This window comes from Rhodococcus wratislaviensis (genome assembly GCF_041228765.1).
Taxonomy (GTDB): Bacteria; Actinomycetota; Actinomycetes; order Mycobacteriales; family Mycobacteriaceae; genus Rhodococcus_F; species Rhodococcus_F wratislaviensis.
Window position 1 is genome coordinate 8,016,855 of the sequence record NZ_CP150488.1, and the last position, 17,778, is coordinate 8,034,632.

Sequence of the window (17,778 nt, forward strand, 5' to 3'; positions counted from 1 at the left end):
ATGGAATCGACGGCCGTTGCCGAGTCCGCAGAGACTTCGGCGGACCTCCCGCCGGGCGCGCCGTTCGTTCTCTCCCGCCCGCACGGCACCGTGATCGCCGACGGCATCCGCACCGGTTACGACTCCGCCCGCGACGCCGCCGCGGCCCTGCGGAGCGGCACCGCGACGTCGGTGGTCGGCGCGCTCGCCTTCGACCCGTCACATCCCGCCGCGCTGATCGCACCACAGACGCTGCGTCATCACCCGGGAAGCTGGATCCCTCGTCTGCAGACCCTTCCGCACGTGCGCGCCGGTGAGTCGATTCCCCCGGAGAACGAGCACATTTCCCGGGTCGCCGCCGCCATTCACGTGCTGCGGGAACCCGAGGCCGCACTACACAAGGTGGTGCTCGCCCGATCGGTCGTCCTGCACGCCGACGAACCGCTGCATCCGCACGCACTACTCGCGCAGCTGGTGGCGAACGACCTCGACGGCAACGGCTTCAGCGTCGATCTGAGCGCCGCAGGCACCGGCTGGTCGGGACGGCACCTCGTCGGCTCGAGTCCCGAGGTGCTCATCCGCCGCCGCGGCGACACCGTGACCTGCCATCCTCTCGCCGGATCCGCTCCCCGGCACACCGATCCCGAGATCGACCGGCTGACTTCGGAAAACCTCGCGTCGTCGGAGAAGAACCTGCGCGAACACGCCCTCGTCGTCGAGGCACTGCGCGCGAGCCTCGAGCCGTTCTGCACCGAACTCGACATCCCGGACCGGCCCACCCTCACCAGCACACCGCAACTGTGGCATCTCGGCACGCCCGTGTCGGGACGGCTGCGGGACCGCTCGGTGACCGCACTGGACCTCGCCGTCGCCGTGCACCCGACCCCGGCCGTGTGCGGCACACCCACCGACGCCGCGCGTGCGCTGATCGGCGAACTCGAGGGCGACCGCGGCTTCTACGCCGGCGCCGTGGGCTGGGCCGACGCCGACGGTGACGGCGAATGGATGGTCACCATCCGGTGCGCGCAGATCGACGCCGACCGCACCACCGTCACGGCGTACGCCGGCGGCGGCATCGTCGCCGCATCCGAACCGGACGACGAACTCGCCGAGACCACAACCAAACTGGGCACCGTCCTCGCCGCGCTGGGACTCACCCGATGAGCGGCACGACACTGGTCGTCGGGGCGGCCCAGGGCATCGGGCGGGCCACGGCCGTCACGCTGTCGCGGTCCGGTCACCGCCTGGTACTTCTCGATCGCGACACCGACGGCCTCGCCGCCACCGCGGCACTGCTCGGCACCGCGCCGCTCGGCACCGCCGTCACCGACATCCGCGACACCGACGCCGTCGCCGACACCGTCCGACGGATCGAGGACGAGCACGGTCCCATCACCGCACTCGCGCACGTGGCGGGTGTGCTCGAGACCGGTTCGGTGCTCGACGCCGACCCCGAGAGCTGGCAGCGCGTGTTCGACGTCAACGTCACCGGGCTCGTCAACGTGCTACGGGCGGTCGGCACCGGAATGCGCGAGCGTGCAGCCGGTTCCATCGTCGTGGTCGGTTCCAACGCCGCGGGAGTCCCCCGCACCGGCATGGGCGCGTACGGCGCGTCCAAGGCCGCCGTCTCGATGATCGTCCGGGTACTCGGCCTCGAACTGGCCGAATACGGTATCCGCGCCAACATCGTCGCCCCCGGCTCGACGGACACCGCCATGCAGCGTTCGCTGTGGTCGGACCCCGCCGACGACACCGGAGCGCGCGGAGCGATCGACGGCGACCTGGGCTCGTACAAGGTCGGAATCCCGCTGGGCCGCATCGCCGACGCCGCCGACATCGCGGACTCCGTCGAGTTCCTCCTGTCGGAGCGGGCGCGTCACATCACCATGCAGGCCCTCTACGTCGACGGCGGCGCTACCCTCCGAGCCTGACGACCCGAACAGCCATGCCCGTGAAAGGACTTTCGATGACCACGAGCGTTCGCGCTCCCCTGGAGACCACCACCGGCTACCCCGCCGCCCTCGCCGCACGCTACCGCGACGCCGGGTACTGGACGGACGAGACGTTCCAGCAGTTCCTGGGCGCCCGCGCCGAGCAATTCGGGGACGCGATCGCCGTGACCGGACCGGACGCGTCCGGGGCCGACCGCGCCCTCACCTACCGGGAACTGTCCGACCGCGCCGACCGGCTCGCCGCCGGGCTGCAGTCGTCGGGGGTGCAGCCCGGCGACCGGGTCGTGGTGCAGTTGCCGAACATCGTCGAGTACGTCGAGGTGATCTTCGCGGTCTTCCGGCTCGGCGCACTGCCGGTGTTCGCGCTGCCCGCGCACCGCGCCCAGGAGATCTCCTACTTCTGCAGCTTCACCGACGCCGCGGCCTACGTCGTCACCGATACGCACGCCGGATTCGACTACCGCACCCTCGCCCGCGACGTGGTGTCCTCGGCCGAGAATCCGCCCCGGATCATCGTGGCCGGAGACGCGGAGGAGTTCACGTCACTCGACGAACTCCGGGCGGCGGAACCGATCTCGGACGGGCCGGCGGTGGGTCCGGAATCGGTGGCGTTCCTGCAGCTCTCGGGCGGAACCACCGGGGTGTCGAAGCTGATCCCGCGCACGCACACCGACTACCTGTACTCGGTGCGCGAATCGGACCGCATCTGCGGCGTCGACGAGAGCACCCGCATGCTCGTCGTTCTGCCTGCGGCGCACAATTTTCCGATGAGCTCACCGGGCATCCTCGGCGTGCTGCACGCCGGTGGTCGCGTGGTGCTCGCGCCGGATCCGAGTCCCGACACCGCGTTCGCGCTCATCGAGAAGGAGGGCGTCACGATTGCGTCGCTGGTGCCGCCGCTCGCGTTGGCATGGCTGGCCGCCAGTGGTCGCACGGAACGCGACCTCTCGAGCCTCGAGGTGCTGCAGGTGGGCGGTGCCAAGTTCAGCGCCGAGGCCGCGAAGCGGGTGCGTCCCGAACTCGGGTGCACGCTGCAGCAGGTCTTCGGGATGGCGGAGGGACTGGTCAACTACACCCGGCTCGACGACCCGGAAGACACGATCGTCACCACCCAGGGCAGGCCGATCAGTCCCGACGACGAGGTCCGGGTCGTCGACGACCGGGGCGAGCCCGTCCCGAACGGCACGGCCGGTCATCTACTCACCCGCGGCCCGTACACCATCCGCAGGTATTACCGGGCCCCCGAACACAATTCGACGGCATTCACCGAGGACGGCTACTACCGAACCGGCGACATCGTCCGGCTCACGGACGACGGCTACCTCGTCGTCGAGGGCCGCGCGAAGGATCAGATCAACCGCGGCGGCGAGAAGGTGGCTGCGGAAGAGGTCGAGAACCATCTGCTCGCACACCCCGCCGTCGCCGACGTCGCGGTGGTGTCGATGCCCGACCCGTATCTCGGCGAGCGGAGTTGCGCGTTCGTCGTGGTCCAGGGTGAGCAGCCGAAGGCCGTCGAACTCAAGAAGTTCGTCCGCGGCCGCGGACTCGCCGACTACAAGGTGCCGGACAAGGTGGTGTTCGTCGACGAGTTCCCGGTCACCGGTGTCGGCAAGATCAGCAAGTCCGACCTGCGCCGGGCACTGGAGAAGACCTTTGTGACTTCGTAACTCGACCCGGCTATCGGGACAGCCTCCCCAGCAGCGCGGACGCGACGGCGATCCCGAGCACCGCGGCCGCCACGAGCACCCCGAAGTCCAGCCAGTAGTTCGTGGGCTGGCCGATCAGCAGCCCCCTGAGTGCGGACACCTCGTAACTCAGGGGGTTGACGCGGCTGATCGCCTGGACCCACCCCGGCATGAGTTCCACCGGGTACAGCGCGTTCGACGCGAAGAACAGCGGCATCGTGATCGCCTGGCCGATCCCCATCAACCGGTCGCGTTTGAGCACCACCCCGGCGATGGCCACCGACAGGCACGAGAAGAACGCCGCTCCCAGCACCACGACCACGACGACACCGAGAAGACGCACCGGATTCCACGTCATTCCGACGCCGAGCAGCGCCGCCACGACCACGACGACCACGGCCTGGGCCACCGCGCGAACACCGGCCGCGAACGCCTTGCCCGTCACGAGAGCCGCACGCGGAGTGGGAGTCACGAGGAGTTTGGTCAGGACCCCGGCGTCGCGTTCCCAGATGATCTGGATGCCGTAGAAGATCGCGACGAAGAGCGCCGACTGGGCGATGATGCCCGGCGCCAGGTAGTCCAGGTAGGGGACGTCGCCGGTCGGGATCGCGCGGATGCGGCTGAACGTCTCCCCGAAGATGACCAGCCACAGAATCGGCTGGATCGCACGCGTCACCAACTCGGTGCGGTCGTGGCGGAGCTTCTGCAACTCCACCAGACAGAACGTGACGATCCGCGACAGCAACCGGAGCACACCCCGGGTCGGCGGTTCAGCCCAGACGGCGGGCAGTGCGGCGGGCGCTACGGACATCCCGGAGCCCTCCCTTCTCGTCGGCGGTGAGACTGTCACCGGTGAAGTGGCGGAAGACGTCGTCGAGCGTCGCGTCGGGCCCCAGTTCGGCGACGAGTCCCGATGGGGAACCGACCGCCCGCAGTTCGCCGCGGTGCATCAACGCGACCCGATCACACAGCGCCTCGGCCTCTTCCATGTAGTGGGTGGTGAGCAGGACCGTCATCCCGTACTGCTTCTGCATCTCGGTGACGCGGGTCCACACCGAATCCCGCGCGACCGGATCCAGCCCGACCGTCGGTTCGTCGAGCACCAGCAACGACGGTCGATTGACCAACGCCTGCGCGAGTTCGAGGCGCCGGACCATGCCGCCCGAGAAACTCGACGCCACCCGGTCGGCGACGTCGGCGAGATCCACCATCTCCAGCACCTCGTCCACCCGGTTCCGACGTTCGGACCGGGGCACGTCGTAGAGGCGGGCGAACCAGGACACGTTCTCCCGGGCGGTGAGCGCGCCTTCGATCGACAACTGTTGCGGCACATACCCGAGCAGCCGTCGAACCGCCATGGCCCGGGTGCGCACGTCGAACCCGAAGATGCTCACGTCACCGCCCTGCAGCGGAAGGAGCGTGTTGAGCAGCCGGATCGTGGTGGTCTTCCCCGCCCCGTTGGGGCCGAGTAGGCCGAAGCACTCCCCCGCCTCGATCACGAGGCTCAGGTCTTTCACCGCGGTGTGGTCCCCGAACGAGTAGGTCACGTGCGACAGTTCCAGTGCGCTGCCGGATGGTCGCTGCCGTGCGGCGGTCTGCGCCCTGCGAAACATCATCTGACGACCTCCTGATCGCTCGGCCCGGCCTGGTCCGGGTGGAGTACTCCGGCGAGGCGGGTGATGGCGGGTATGGCGGATTCGATGGCCTTCCTGTCCTCGGCACTCAGTCCGTCGAATGCGGCGGCGACCTCGATGTTGCGGCGGTCGCGCCAACGCTCGACCTGGGCCCGGGCGTCGTCGGTGAGCGCCAGGCGGGCGACGCGGCGATCGGACTCGTCCCGCACTCGTTCGACCAGCCCGGCGTCCGTGAGTTGCCGCACGAGGGTGGAGACGGTGTTCGCCGCGAGGCCCAGGGCCGCCGCGGCCGCCGCGACGGACGTGCCGGGCCTGCGGCGGAGCAGACGCACCAACTCCACCTGCGACCCCGTCAACGGCGTCTCCGGCCACGGCCGCCCGACCCGGCGGCGCGTGTGCCTGCGCAGCAATCCGATTGCGGCGAAGAGCTGTTCGGCAGCCGACTCGTTCTGTGCCATGAAAACAATATAGCTCTGTTTCAGAGGTATTACGAGGGCGGCTACGCTCGGGCGTGCAAACCGAGTTCGGATGATCGAGGTGACGAGGAGATATCTGCATGTGCCTGGTCCTGTTCGCCTGGCATACCCGCCCCGATCTCCCCCTCGTCGTCGCGGCCAACCGCGACGAGTTCTACGCCCGCCCCACCGAACCGCTGAGCAGGTGGGACGACGGGTTCCTCGCGGGCCGCGATCTCCTCGCCGGCGGCACCTGGATGGGAATTGCCGACTCCCTGCGATTCGCGGCCGTCACCAACGTCCGCAACGGCGCCCCCTCGACCGGGGCACGGTCCCGGGGGTCCCTGCCCGTCGACTACCTCCGCGGTCGTCTGTCCCCCGCCGACTACGCCGAGCAGGTGGCCGCGACGGGCGCCGACTACGGCAGTTTCAACCTGCTCGTCGGCGACCCCGCGGAACTGTGGTGGGCCACCAACCGGCCCCACGGTCGCCGGCAGCGGGTGGAACCCGGCGTCCACGGCCTGTCCAACGCCGAACTCGACACCCCGTGGCCGAAGGTGACCGGCGGCAAGCAGGCGTTCGCCGCCGCGCTCGCCGCCGACGACGGCGGCCCCGATGCAGATCCGGGGGCGTACTTCGACGTGCTCGCCGACAGCGATCCTGCACCGTGGGACTCGCTGCCCGACACGGGCATCGAGCCCGAACTCGAACGCGCCCTGTCGTCCCGGTTCATTCACTACCGCGACTACGGGACGCGGGCGTCCACTCTGCTGCGGGTGAGGTCGGACGGCACCTTCGACATCACCGAACGACGGTTCGACGAGAACGGCCCCCTCCCCACGTGAGTGGCAAAGTGTGCTCCCGCACGCTTTGCCACTCACGTGTCAGGTGAGGGAGGAACGGATGACGCCCGCCGTCTGATCGAGCGCGACCCGGCTCGGCGACTTCGGCATACCGCGCAGCCCGAACCCGTCGCCGGCCGTCCGGGGAACGACGTGCAGGTGAACGTGGAAGACCTCCTGGCCGGCGGCGATCCCGTCGGCCAGGAACAGGTTGACGCCCTGAGCGCGCATCGGCCCGTGGCGCAGTGCGGTCGCGATGCGCTGCCCCACCGCGAACACTGCCGCGCCGTCGCCCGGGTCGAGGTCGGCGAGCCCGCTCGCATGCCGCTTCGGGACCACCAGCAGGTGTCCGGAGGTCCACGGCCGGATGTCCATGAACGCCATCACGTCGTCGTCCTCGTGCACGACGCTGGCGTCGGATCGGCCCGACACGATATCGCAGAAAATGCAGTTCACGGGGTAGGCACCTCCGGTGCTTGTGCGTGGTTGACGAGTGCCTGCACTCGTCGACCACGCACGGGCGCGAAGCGCCTACAGGATCGGGGACGGCTGGTAGGCGGCTGCCTCGGGGTTGGCGTCGACGAGCTTCTGCACCTGCGCCACGACCGTGGCGACCTGCGACTCGGCGGCACCGATGAACGCCTTCTTGTCGGCGAGGGCCTCGTCGAGGGCGGCACGGTCGAGGGGCAGTCGGTCGTCGGCGGCCAGGCGGTCGAGGAGGTCGGGCTCCCTGCCCTCCTCACGCATCGCCAGCGCGACGGCGACGGCGTGTTCCTTGATGACCTCGTGCGCCGTCTCCCGGCCCACTCCGGCCCGCACCAGGGCCATCAGGACCTTGGTCGTGGCGAGGAACGGCAGGTACCGGGTGAGTTCCTTCTCGATGACGGCGGGGTAGGCGCCGAATTCGGCGAGCACCGTCAGGAACGTCTCGATCAGTCCGTCGATCGCGAAGAACGCGTCCGGCAGCGCGACGCGGCGCACCACCGAGCAGAACACGTCGCCCTCGTTCCACTGCGCGCCCGCCAACTCGGCCGCCATGGAGGCGTACCCGCGCAGCACCACCTGCAGTCCGTTGACACGCTCGCAGGAGCGGGTGTTCATCTTGTGCGGCATCGCCGACGACCCGACCTGGCCGGGCTGGAAGCCCTCGGTGACCAGTTCGTGTCCGGCCATCAGGCGGATGGTGTGGGCGAACGACGACGGCCCGGCCGCCACCTGCACCAGCGCGGACAGCACGTCGTGGTCCAGCGACCGCGGGTACACCTGACCGACGCTCGTGAACACGTGGGAGAAACCGAGGTGCTCGGCGACCTTCTGCTCGAGCGCCTCCAGCTTGGACGCGTCGCCGTCGAGGAGGTCGAGCATGTCCTGCGCGGTGCCCATGGGGCCCTTGATGCCGCGCAGCGGGTAGCGGTCGATCAGCTCGCGCAGCCGGGTGAGCGCGACGAGCAGTTCGTCGGCGGCGGACGCGAACCGCTTACCCAGCGTGGTCGCCTGCGCCGCGACGTTGTGCGACCGGCCTGCCATGACGAGGCTGCCGTATTCGGCGGCCCGCTCGGCGAGCCGGGCGGCGACCGCGACACCGTGTGCGTGGACGTGTTCGAGCGACCGCAGGATCTGCAGCTGCTCGACGTTTTCGGTGAGGTCGCGGCTGGTCAGACCCTTGTGAACCTGCTCGTGCCCGGCGAGTGCGTTGAACTCCTCGATGCGGGCCTTCACGTCGTGGCGCGTGACGCGCTCACGGTCGGCGATGGAGTCGAGGTCGACCTGCTCGAGCACCCGCTCGTAGTCGGCGAGCGCCTCGGCCGGCACGTCGATCCCGAGTTCCGCCTGGGCCCGCAGCACGGCGAGCCACAGCTGACGCTCGAGGACGATCTTGTGCTCGGGCGACCACAACTCGACGAGTTCGGGGCTGGCGTAACGGTTGGCAAGGACGTTCGGGATGCGGCTCACGAGTCCTCAGTTTACGGCGGTGCTACAGCTCGACGTGGTCCGGCCGGTCCAGGGCGGGCGCGACGACGTCGACGACGTCGAGCAGCATGGCCCGGGCGAGGGCCCGCAGGTCGGGGTCGTGTTCGCCGAGGGCGGTCACGAGGGCTCCGTCGACGACGGCGACGAGCCGCCGGAGTTGCTCCTGCCGGACGTCGCGGTCGGAGCGTCGCAGGGCCTCGGTGAGTACGTCGTCGAGTTGCCCCCGTAACCGCGACTGCACCTCGCGCAGTTCGGGGCGACGCGCGCAGGCCGTGAACCGCTCGTACCGGGAGATGAGCCGCTCGCGGCAGTCCTCACTGATCAGGGCCGGACCGACGAGGAGGTCGAGGAGGAGGTCGACGGTGGATTCCCGGCCGCGGCGCCGGTGCGTGACGTCGTCGACGCGGCTGCGCATGACCGCGAGATCGCGGTCGCCGTTGCGTTCGACGGCCTTCGCGATCAGGTCGTCCAGCGACTCGAAGTAGTAGGTGGTCGACGCGAGCGGAAGGTCGGCCCGGGTAGCCACCGAGCGGTGCCGGACCGCGTCGAATCCACCCTCGAGCAAGAGATCGGCGGCAGCCTCGACCAGCGCCTGTCGGCGCCGTTCGCCCTTCGGAGTTGCCGCAGATGACACCAATTCATCCTGCCAGCCGCGGGCGCCGAACCAGGGCAAATTGGACGACAGACCCCGAAGTATGTGGGCGGTTCAGTCCACCCGCGTCGCGTTCGCAACCATGCCGGTGTCGGTGCGGATGCCGGCCCTGGGATGTGCGGCGATGACGCCGATCGGCCTGGTGTCGGCGTGCGGATCCCGGGGTGCCTCGACACCGGATCCGGACCGCGCCGTGACGCGGCCGGCTGCCACGTCTCCGACTCCGCGACCCGACCCGCTCGTCTATCTCACGGGAGGTCCGGGTGCCCCGGGATCGACGAGTTCCAGATGGCTCAGACAGGTCTGAGCCCGCTCGATCCGGCAACCGCACCGCTCGACGTCCAGGCCACCCGGTCGTGCCGCGACCGCGTGGCCGGCCGCGGTACGACCACCTCGGGACCTACGACACCACCGCGAACGCCGCCGACGTCGCGGATCTGCGGGTGGCAACACGAGTTGCCTCGAACAGGTACGGGCGCCGACGTTCACGACTCCCTGACCTCAGGCGAGGCGACGGAGCCGCAGGGCGATCGTCAGCAGCGCGGGGAACGTCACGGCGAGAAGAGTGAATCGCTGGAGAAGCCCGGCGACGTCGTGCAGTGGGGCACCCTCCGGCATCGCGAACCGGCCCAGCATCACGAAACAGCCCAGACCGACCACCCCGGCGACCCCGACGTACCGCGCCAGGCCGCGCCACCGCGGATCGGCGGCGAACCGGCGCGACAGCACCAGAAGCGCCAGCGCGCTGCAGGAGAAGAATGTGACACCCGCGATCACATGGTTGCCGGGGTCGTAGGCGTTCCCGGCCTGATCCTCACGCAACGGAAACACGGCGGCGAGGACCAGCCCCACCGCCGCGGCGCCGAGCAGAGCCGGTCCTGCCCAGCCGAATCGCGTCGCCGCGATACCGCGGTGCAGTCCGGCCGCGAAGATCAGCAGTAGCGCGGCGAAAGCCAGGAAGTTCAGCTGCTGGAGCCACCCGGTCGGGTCCGCCTCGAGAGCGCTGATCGGGTCGGCGATCGGGCTGTAGTCGTCCCGGAGGAATGTCTCCTGGGCGACGAACCCCGCGGTGAACAGCAGCGGACCCGCCACGCCCGCATGGGCCGACCACCGCTGGAAGCCGTTGCGCGACACGAGAACTGACGTCATGACCATGGAATCGACGCTAGAGCGCCGTCAGCGCCCGGGCATCGGGCAACGTACCCATCTTCCCGAGGCTGTCACATGGGTCGTTCTACCCACTGCGGTCAGTTGTCGGGCAGGACGGCTCCGGTCGAGGCGTCGACGTTCACGTCGTAGTCCCAGCCCTTGGCATCGCGGATGTGGATGTGCCACACCGTCTTACCGTCCCGCTGCTGCTGTTCGGCGTTCGCGACCGTGCCGCCCGGCACCGCCGCGACGGCGATCTGCTCCGCCTGCTCCTGGGTCACCGCTCCGCCGGCGGGTGGCGCGGGTGCGGGTGTCGCGGTGGTCTCCCGGTTCTGACTGTCGGGCACCACCGCGCCGGTCGCCGCGTCGACGTTCACGTCGTAGTCCCAGCCCTTGGCATCGCGGATGTGGACGTGCCACACCGTCTTACCGTCCCGCTGCTGTTCCTCGGAGTTCACGACCGTGCCGCCCGGCACCGTCGCCACAGCGATCTGCTCCGCCTGCTGCTTGCCGACCGCCGACGCCGCCGCGGTGCCCGTCGTTGTCGGCGCAGCCGTCGTGGCCGTGGCCGACGCCGTGGCGCTGGCAGATGTCGACGAGGTGTCACTGCTGTCGGAACCGCATCCGCCCAGCAGCAGCGCGGAGGCCGCGACAATCGGAATCAGGCTCGCACATCGCACAATTCTGGTGGTCATCGTGGCTCCTCGATCGCTCGACGGCGTGGACCTGCCTGTCAGAGTACGGGAGCGACAACCGACCTCGCGGTAGTTTTCAGCAGTTCTCGCCGGTCCGAGTCAGGGCGTCACCACGCCCGGCACGACCGCCTGCCGAAGCCGCGCCGGGCCAGCACGAGCCAGACGATGGGCAGGAAGACGAGCGGGGGGACGCGGACCAGGGCGACCCACAGGATCGCGGCGAGCACGGCCACCACGAACACCAGTGTCCGCAACGCCGCTGCCTCCCGTCCCGGATCGCGTCGTACGCGATCGGGTTCGGGTGCGAAGCGCTGCTTGTCCGGAAGGTCCGCGAAGAGCGGCGTGAGGTCGGCTGCGGTCTTGGCGAGGTACGCCTGGCGCACCCTCGCGTCGAACTCGTCGGTCTCGAGCCGTCCGGCTGCGAAATGTTCGGCGAGTGCCGCCGCGGCTTGCTCCCGTTCCACGGTCCCGATGCGGACTCCGCCGGGAACGGGTGGCTGTGGATGACTGATGTCGCTCATGTCGTCGCCTCAGGGCCGGTGTGTAACACTGTAATCCTAGCCACAGTGTAGGCCCTCTACTCCTGGTCGCGCCCGTGGAAACCTTCCCGGCGCTGCTCCTCGGCCCGTTCCCGGCATCGCCGCACGAACTCGGCTTCCTCCGGGTCGGCGGGCAGCCGATCGCCCGGGTCCTTCTGCGGCCGCCCGACGACGAGCCACAGCACCGAACCGACGAGCGGAAGCAGCAGCACGATCACCAGCCAGCCCTCCTTCGAGAGGTTCCGGAACTGGTCGTCGTCGGTGGTGATGGCGTCGGCGAAGCACAGGACCCACAACACGAATGCGAACAACGCGACGTACAGCATCGCCGTTCTCCTTGCCTGGCACGCCCGAACACGCAGTGCGCCCAAGTCCATCGAACAACTGCGGCGGCGGCGCCGCAAGAGCCGTGGCCGGGAAACTCCGACTACAGCCAGCGACTCAGGCGCACCAGCGATTCGCGGACCTCGGCGGTGGATCCGGCGAACGACAGCCGGACCGTCCGGTCGCCGTGGACTGTGTCGAAATCGATGCCCGGGGCCAGTGCCAGACCGGTGTCCTGCAGCAGTCGCGAACACCATTCCGTCGACGTCGCGCCGTGGGTTCCGCCGAGCAGGTGCCCGATGTCGGCGTACACGTAGAACGCGCCGTCGGCGGGCGCCAGGTCGGTGATGCCCAGTTCCGGAAGACCGGTGAGCAGCAGCTCCCGGTTGACGGCGTAGCGCTGGACGTGGCCGTCGAGCTCGGCCCTCGATTCCTCGGTGAACGCGGCGATCGCGGCGTACTGGGAGATGGCAGGCGGGCACACGGTCATGTTCGAGGCCAGGCGCTGCAACGCGCGGCGCAGTCCCTCGGGGACCAGCATCCAGCCCAGCCGCCAGCCCGTCATCGAGAAGTACTTGGACACCGATCCGACGACGACGGATTCGCGCGACGTCTCCCAGGAGCTGGTCATCGCCTGCTCGCCGTACCCGATGCCGTGGTAGATCTCGTCGGAGATCAGCAGCGTCCCGTGATCGTCGCACCAGCGGGCGAGGGCGGCCAGTTCGTCGGGGTCGATGACGGTGCCGGTGGGGTTGGCCGGGCTGGCCACGATCAGTCCGGCCGGCGGCTCGGGCAGGGCGTCGAGCATCGCGACCGTCGGCTGGAACCGGGTGTCCGCTCCGCAGTCGATCTCGATGACGTCGCAGCCGAGCGCGGCGAGCGTGTTCCGGTATGCGGGGTAGCCGGGGCGGGCCACCACGACGGTGTCGCCGACGTCGAAGGCGGCGAGGAACAGCAGCGTGAACGCGCCCGAGGATCCGGTGGTCACGACGACGTCCTCGGCGTCGACGTCGATACCGGACTTGGCGGAGTGGTATCCGGCGATCGCCTCCCGCAGCGGCAGGATCCCGAACGTCTCCGTGTAGCCGAGCAGGTGCCCGTCGAGCACTTCCCGCGTGGCGCGAAGCACCGGCTGCGGTGCGGGAGTGGACGGCTGCCCCGCCGCGAGCGTCAGCACGTCACCGTGTGTGCGCTGACGCTCGGTGGCCGCCTTCCACACGTCCATCACGTGGAAGGTCTGGATGTTGGACCGCTGGGATTCGGGACGCACCCCTTGACGCTAGCGTGACGCGCTCACTGCCCCGCCAACGCGTCCCGCTGCGACTCCACCGTCTCCCGGATCGCCCCCACCACCGCGGCGACCTCCGGTCGGCGCAACGACTCGGGTCGCGCGACGAGCCAGTACGCCAGCGTGGCCTCGACCTGCCCGGGCAGCACCCGCACGAGGTCGTCGTGGCGGTCGGCCATGAAGCACGGCAGCAGTCCGATGCCCGCCGACGCCCGGGTGGCCTCGACGTGGACGAACACGTTGGTCGACGTCACCGATTCGCGCATGGACACGGTGAGGCGGCGCGCGAGATCGAGTTCGTCGACCTGCAGCATCGAGTCGATGAAGTAGACGAGTGAATGATCGGCCAGATCCCCCACCTGTCTCGGTGTGCCGTGTTCGGACAGGTACGACCTCGCGCCGTACAGGCCGAGGGTGTAGTCGGCCAGCCACAGCGCCTCCGCCCGGTGGACCTGCGGCTTGCCCACGACGATCTCGATGTCGAGCCCCGAGCGATGTTGTGAGGCCCGTCGGGTGATCGCGACGATCTCCACGGACACCTCGGGGTGTCTGCTGCGGATCAGTGCGCCGGCGGGTGCCGCGATGTAGGCGCTGAACCCGTCGGTCGCCGATACCCGGACCACGCCTTTCAGGTGGTCGGCGCGGCCTGGTTCGGCGACGAGCCCGTGGACAGCGGCCTCCACGCGTTCGGCCGCGGTCAGCGCCTGCCGCCCGAGGTCGGTGAGTTCCCACCCGCCCGCGGCCTTCACGAGTACCCGGCCGCCGAGGCTTTTCTCCAGACTCGCGATGCGACGCGAGATGGTCGTGTGGTTGACACCCAGGTCGTCGGCGGCGGTGTTGAAGCGGCCGGTTCGCCCGACTGCCAGCAGTACGAGCAGGTCGTCGGCGCTGGGCAGGGCTGTTCCAGAGCTCATCTCTGCATATTTGCACATGCCGACTGCAGGTTGCGTCATTGTGTGCGCACAAATATGCATCAATACTCGGCAGGACCAATGAACTGTGTCCCCAGTCACAACGGGGTACGGAGTGTAACGAGGAGCGACAGATGAGCGTCGACGAAACAGCGCACGCGAAGGAAGCCCCGCCGTCCGGGCTGAAGAAGGTGGTCGGCGCGTCCATGGCCGGCACCGTCGTCGAGTGGTACGAGTTCTTCCTCTACGGGACCGCGGCGACGCTCGTGTTCAGCAAGGTCTTCTTCGCCGCCGGAGGCAACGAACTCGACGCGATCATCGCGGCATTCGTCACCTACGCCGTCGGCTTCGTCGCCCGGCCTCTCGGTGGCATCGTCTTCGGTCACTTCGGCGACAAGTTCGGCCGCAAGCAACTACTCCAGTTCAGCCTGCTCCTCGTCGGCACGGCCACGTTCCTGATGGGCTGCCTGCCCACGTACGGCCAGATCGGGTACTGGGCCCCGGCCCTGCTCGTCACCCTCCGCTTCATCCAGGGATTCGCCGTCGGCGGCGAGTGGGGTGGCGCGGTGCTGCTGGTGGCCGAGCACAGCCCGAACAAGTCCCGCGGCTTCTGGTCGTCGTGGCCCCAGGCCGGCGTGCCTGCGGGCAACCTCGTCGCGACCGTCGTCCTGCTGATCCTGACGACGACGCTGTCCGACGCGGCATTCCTCAGCTGGGGCTGGCGTGTGGCGTTCTGGCTGTCGGCCGTGATCGTCCTCGTCGGTTACTACATCCGCACAAAGGTCACGGACGCCCCGATCTTCATCCAGGCGCAGAAGGAAGCGGAGCACATCAAGGAGACGTCGTTCAGCGTCTTCGAGGTGCTCAAGCGCTACCCGCGTGGCGTGCTGACGGCGATGGGCCTGCGTTTCGGTGAGAACGTCATGTACTACCTGGTGGTCACGTTCTCGATCACCTATCTCAAGGTGGTCGTTCACACGGACACCGCGCAGATCCTCTGGTGGATGCTGATCGCGCATGCCGTGCACTTCGCGGTGATCCCGCTCGTCGGGCGGCTGTCCGACACCATCGGCCGGCGTCCCGTCTACATGATCGGCGCGCTGACCGCGGGCACGTGGGGCTTCTTCGCCTTCCCGATGATGAACAGCGGGCACAATGCCGTCATCCTCGGAGCGATCATCATCGGCCTGGTGTTTCACGCCTTCATGTACGCCGGCCAGCCCGCGATCATGGCCGAGATGTTCCCGACGCGCATGCGGTACTCGGGTGTCTCCCTCGGCTACCAGGTGACGTCGATCGTGGCCGGTTCGCTGGCGCCGATCATCGCGGCCAGCCTGCTCAGCAAGTACGACTCGTCCGTTCCGATTGCGATCTACCTGGCGATCGCGTGCCTCGTCACCGTCGTCGCCGTGATCGTCGCCCGGGAGACCAAGGGCATCTCGCTCGAATCGATCGACGCCGCGGACGCCCAGATCCTGGCGGACGAGAAGGCGGCCGGCGCGAAGGACGGGGTCCCCGCATGACCGAGCAGAACCTCACCGGACGCACCGCGCTCGTCACCGGCGGCGCGAGCGGGATCGGCGCAGCCTGCGCCCGGACGCTGGCCGCACGCGGAGCCCACGTCACGGTCGCCGATCTCGACGACGTGGCCGCCAAGAGCCTCGCCGACGAAATCGACGGAACCGCGTGGCACGTCGACCTCCTCGACACCGATCCGCTCACCGAACTGCGGCTCGAGACCGACATCCTGGTCAACAACGCCGGTATCCAAACCATCAGTCCCATCGAAAAATTCCGCCCCGAGGACTTCCGGCGCATCCAGACGCTGATGGTCGAGGCACCCTTCCTGCTGATCCGTGCCGCCCTGCCGCACATGTATTCCACGGGATTCGGGCGCATCGTCAACGTGTCGTCCGTGCACGGGCTCCGCGCCTCGGCGTACAAGGCCGCGTACGTCACCGCCAAGCACGGACTCGAGGGACTGTCGAAGGTGACGGCGCTCGAGGGCGGCCCGCACGGCGTCACCAGCAACTGCGTCAACCCTGGTTACGTGCTGACACCGTTGGTGCAGAAGCAGATCGCGGATCAGGCACAGGTGCACGGCATCAGCGAGGCAGACGTGATCGAGAAGGTGATGCTCACCGAGAGCGCGATCAAGCGACTGGTGGAACCGTCGGAGGTGGCGTCCCTCGTCGCGTGGCTCGCGTCCGCCGACGCCGGCATGGTCACCGGCGCCTCCTACACGATCGACGGAGGATGGACCGCCCGCTGACGTGACGAAAAAGGCGTGCACCCCCGGATGTTCCGGGGGTGCACGCCTGTCAGTCGTCGGAGTGCCTCGACCTCAGGGAATGGCGATGCGTCCCTCGACAGCGGCCAGTCCGATGTCCTTGCGGAAGTGGCTTCCCGGCAGCTTGATCGCGGAGATCTTGGAGTACGCGTCGGCGCGTGCCTCGTCGAGGTCCGCTCCGACTCCGACCACGCTGAGCACGCGTCCGCCGGCGGAGACCACCTGATCGTCGACGAGCTTGGTGCCTGCGTGCAGGACACCCTCACCGTCGGCGCCCGTGATCACGTCACCGGTGCGCGGGGTGGCCGGGTAGTGCTCGGCCGCGACCACGACGGTCACCGCCGAGCCGTCCTGCCATTCGAGCGGCGCGACCTGATCGAGCGTTCCGGTGGCCGCCGCGTTGAGCAGTTCGCCGAGCGGGCTCTTCAGCAGCGCGAGTACGGCCTGCGTCTCGGGGTCGCCGAAGCGGCAGTTGAACTCGACCACGGCGGGGCCGTCCTTGCCGATCGCCAGACCGGCATACAGCAGGCCACTGAAGGCGCTGCCCCGGGCGACGAGCTCGGCCGCGACGGGCTTGACGACGTCGTCGACGATCTGGGTCACGGTCTGTTCGGGCAGCCACGGCAGCGGCGTGTAGGCGCCCATGCCGCCGGTGTTGGGTCCGGTGTCGCCGTCTCCGACGCGCTTGTGATCCTGGGCAGGCAGCAGCGGCACGACGGTCTCGCCGTCGACGACGCAGAACAACGACACCTCGGGACCGTCGAGGAAGGATTCGAGCAGAACGGGGTGACCGTTCTCGAGCAATTCGGCCGCGTGATCGCGGGCGGCGTCCCGATCGGTGGTGACCACGACGCCCTTGCCTGCGGCGAGGCCGTCGTCCTTGACCACCCAGTTGGGACCGAAGCGGTCGAGCGCCTCGTCCAGCTTGGCGGGCGAATCGACGATCTCGCTGTGCGCGGTCTTCACGCCGGCGTTGGCCATGACGTCCTTGGCGAATGCCTTGGAACCCTCGATGCGCGCGGCGTCGGCCGACGGGCCGAAGCAGGCGATGCCCGCCGCGCGGACGGCGTCCGCGACACCCAGCACCAGCGGGACCTCGGGGCCTACCACGACGAGGTCGGCGTCGAGCTTCTTCGCGAGGTCGGCCACCGCCTCCCCGGACGCGATGTCGACGGGGTGCTGCTCGGCGATCTTGCCGATCCCGGCATTGCCGGGCGCGCACATCAGGGCACTGACACCCGGATCGCGGGCGAGGGCGAGAAGGAGGGCATGTTCACGGGCTCCGGAGCCGATAACGAGTACGCGCACGGGTGTCAGCCTACGGGCCCCGCCGAACGGGTTGTTCGGAGCGTGCGGTCTCGACAGTCCCGCCGGTTCGGGCTACCGTGATTCTAGAATTCCGCAATTCCGAA

The 17,778-nt window shown here is 69.1% G+C and carries 20 protein-coding genes; 6 read left to right on the plus strand and 14 right to left on the minus strand.

Features of this window, described 5'->3' with window-relative positions; translation table 11 throughout:
• Genes WKC72_RS36615 through WKC72_RS36625 form a run of 3 tightly spaced genes read left to right on the plus strand, consistent with a single transcriptional unit; the run spans position 1 to position 3,598 of the window.
• Positions 1-1,143, plus strand: coding sequence for an isochorismate synthase MenF (locus WKC72_RS36615; protein ID WP_370181209.1), 1,143 nt, complete (start codon positions 1-3; stop codon positions 1,141-1,143).
• A complete protein-coding gene (locus WKC72_RS36620) occupies positions 1,140-1,910 on the plus strand; it encodes an SDR family oxidoreductase (RefSeq protein ID WP_370181210.1) in 771 nt (256 codons plus the stop codon). Before WKC72_RS36615 ends, WKC72_RS36620 begins: the two co-directional genes overlap by 4 nt.
• A 35-nt stretch (positions 1,911-1,945) precedes the next feature.
• A complete protein-coding gene (locus WKC72_RS36625; protein WP_370181211.1) occupies positions 1,946-3,598 on the plus strand; it encodes a (2,3-dihydroxybenzoyl)adenylate synthase in 1,653 nt (550 codons plus the stop codon).
• Positions 3,599-3,608: 10 nt separating this feature from the next.
• Here the strand turns inward: WKC72_RS36625 and WKC72_RS36630 are convergent, their stop codons facing one another.
• From WKC72_RS36630 to WKC72_RS36640, 3 genes are read right to left on the minus strand one after another with little or no spacing between them, the layout of a single operon-like run.
• Positions 3,609-4,427, minus strand: a complete 819-nt coding sequence (locus WKC72_RS36630) for an ABC transporter permease (RefSeq protein ID WP_128639948.1) — start codon at positions 4,425-4,427, stop codon at positions 3,609-3,611.
• Positions 4,387-5,232, minus strand: a complete 846-nt coding sequence (locus WKC72_RS36635) for an ABC transporter ATP-binding protein (protein ID WP_128639949.1) — start codon at positions 5,230-5,232, stop codon at positions 4,387-4,389. The genes WKC72_RS36630 and WKC72_RS36635 overlap by 41 nt, the downstream gene beginning before the upstream one ends.
• A complete protein-coding gene (locus tag WKC72_RS36640) occupies positions 5,229-5,708 on the minus strand; it encodes a MarR family winged helix-turn-helix transcriptional regulator (RefSeq protein ID WP_370181212.1) in 480 nt (159 codons plus the stop codon). The genes WKC72_RS36635 and WKC72_RS36640 overlap by 4 nt, the downstream gene beginning before the upstream one ends.
• A gap of 98 nt (positions 5,709-5,806) precedes the next feature.
• Between WKC72_RS36640 and WKC72_RS36645 the strand changes: the two genes are divergently transcribed.
• Positions 5,807-6,550 carry an NRDE family protein gene (locus WKC72_RS36645; protein WP_370181213.1) on the plus strand — a complete coding sequence of 248 codons (744 nt, stop codon included), beginning with the start codon at positions 5,807-5,809 and terminating at the stop codon, positions 6,548-6,550.
• A gap of 39 nt (positions 6,551-6,589) precedes the next feature.
• Here WKC72_RS36645 and WKC72_RS36650 read toward each other — a convergent pair whose 3' ends face one another.
• From WKC72_RS36650 to WKC72_RS36695, 10 genes are all read right to left on the minus strand, one after another.
• Positions 6,590-7,003 (minus strand): HIT family protein, encoded by a 414-nt coding sequence (locus WKC72_RS36650; RefSeq protein ID WP_037230653.1) that lies wholly within the window; start codon positions 7,001-7,003, stop codon positions 6,590-6,592.
• A 75-nt stretch (positions 7,004-7,078) separates the two neighbouring features.
• On the minus strand, positions 7,079-8,500 hold the full coding sequence (gene purB, locus WKC72_RS36655; protein ID WP_005244448.1) for an adenylosuccinate lyase: 1,422 nt from the start codon (positions 8,498-8,500) through the stop codon (positions 7,079-7,081).
• A gap of 22 nt (positions 8,501-8,522) precedes the next feature.
• Positions 8,523-9,152, minus strand: coding sequence for a TetR/AcrR family transcriptional regulator (locus WKC72_RS36660; protein ID WP_370181214.1), 630 nt, complete (start codon positions 9,150-9,152; stop codon positions 8,523-8,525).
• Between the two features lie 72 nt (positions 9,153-9,224).
• Positions 9,225-9,383, minus strand: a complete 159-nt coding sequence (locus WKC72_RS36665; protein ID WP_370181215.1) for a hypothetical protein — start codon at positions 9,381-9,383, stop codon at positions 9,225-9,227.
• Positions 9,384-9,671: 288 nt separating this feature from the next.
• Positions 9,672-10,325 carry a DUF998 domain-containing protein gene (locus WKC72_RS36670; RefSeq protein WP_370181216.1) on the minus strand — a complete coding sequence of 218 codons (654 nt, stop codon included), beginning with the start codon at positions 10,323-10,325 and terminating at the stop codon, positions 9,672-9,674.
• Between the two features lie 92 nt (positions 10,326-10,417).
• Complete coding sequence (locus tag WKC72_RS36675) at positions 10,418-11,014, minus strand: PepSY domain-containing protein (RefSeq protein ID WP_370181217.1); 597 nt, start codon at positions 11,012-11,014, stop codon at positions 10,418-10,420.
• Positions 11,015-11,121: 107 nt separating this feature from the next.
• On the minus strand, positions 11,122-11,535 hold the full coding sequence (locus WKC72_RS36680) for a DUF1707 domain-containing protein (protein ID WP_037230657.1): 414 nt from the start codon (positions 11,533-11,535) through the stop codon (positions 11,122-11,124).
• Between the two features lie 56 nt (positions 11,536-11,591).
• Positions 11,592-11,879 carry a PLDc N-terminal domain-containing protein gene (locus WKC72_RS36685; protein ID WP_037230658.1) on the minus strand — a complete coding sequence of 96 codons (288 nt, stop codon included), beginning with the start codon at positions 11,877-11,879 and terminating at the stop codon, positions 11,592-11,594.
• A gap of 101 nt (positions 11,880-11,980) precedes the next feature.
• Positions 11,981-13,147 (minus strand): pyridoxal phosphate-dependent aminotransferase, encoded by a 1,167-nt coding sequence (locus WKC72_RS36690; protein WP_370181218.1) that lies wholly within the window; start codon positions 13,145-13,147, stop codon positions 11,981-11,983.
• 23 nt (positions 13,148-13,170) lie between these two features.
• Complete coding sequence (locus tag WKC72_RS36695; RefSeq protein WP_268791608.1) at positions 13,171-14,079, minus strand: LysR family transcriptional regulator; 909 nt, start codon at positions 14,077-14,079, stop codon at positions 13,171-13,173.
• Positions 14,080-14,210: 131 nt separating this feature from the next.
• Here WKC72_RS36695 and WKC72_RS36700 point away from each other — a divergent pair, with 131 nt between their 5' ends.
• Positions 14,211-15,599 carry an MFS transporter gene (locus tag WKC72_RS36700; protein WP_112301276.1) on the plus strand — a complete coding sequence of 463 codons (1,389 nt, stop codon included), beginning with the start codon at positions 14,211-14,213 and terminating at the stop codon, positions 15,597-15,599.
• Positions 15,596-16,348 (plus strand): 3-hydroxybutyrate dehydrogenase, encoded by a 753-nt coding sequence (locus WKC72_RS36705; RefSeq protein ID WP_370181219.1) that lies wholly within the window; start codon positions 15,596-15,598, stop codon positions 16,346-16,348. Before WKC72_RS36700 ends, WKC72_RS36705 begins: the two co-directional genes overlap by 4 nt.
• A gap of 72 nt (positions 16,349-16,420) precedes the next feature.
• Here WKC72_RS36705 and purD read toward each other — a convergent pair whose 3' ends face one another.
• Positions 16,421-17,674, minus strand: a complete 1,254-nt coding sequence (gene purD / locus WKC72_RS36710; protein ID WP_370181220.1) for a phosphoribosylamine--glycine ligase — start codon at positions 17,672-17,674, stop codon at positions 16,421-16,423.
• Positions 17,675-17,778 lie beyond the last annotated feature (104 nt).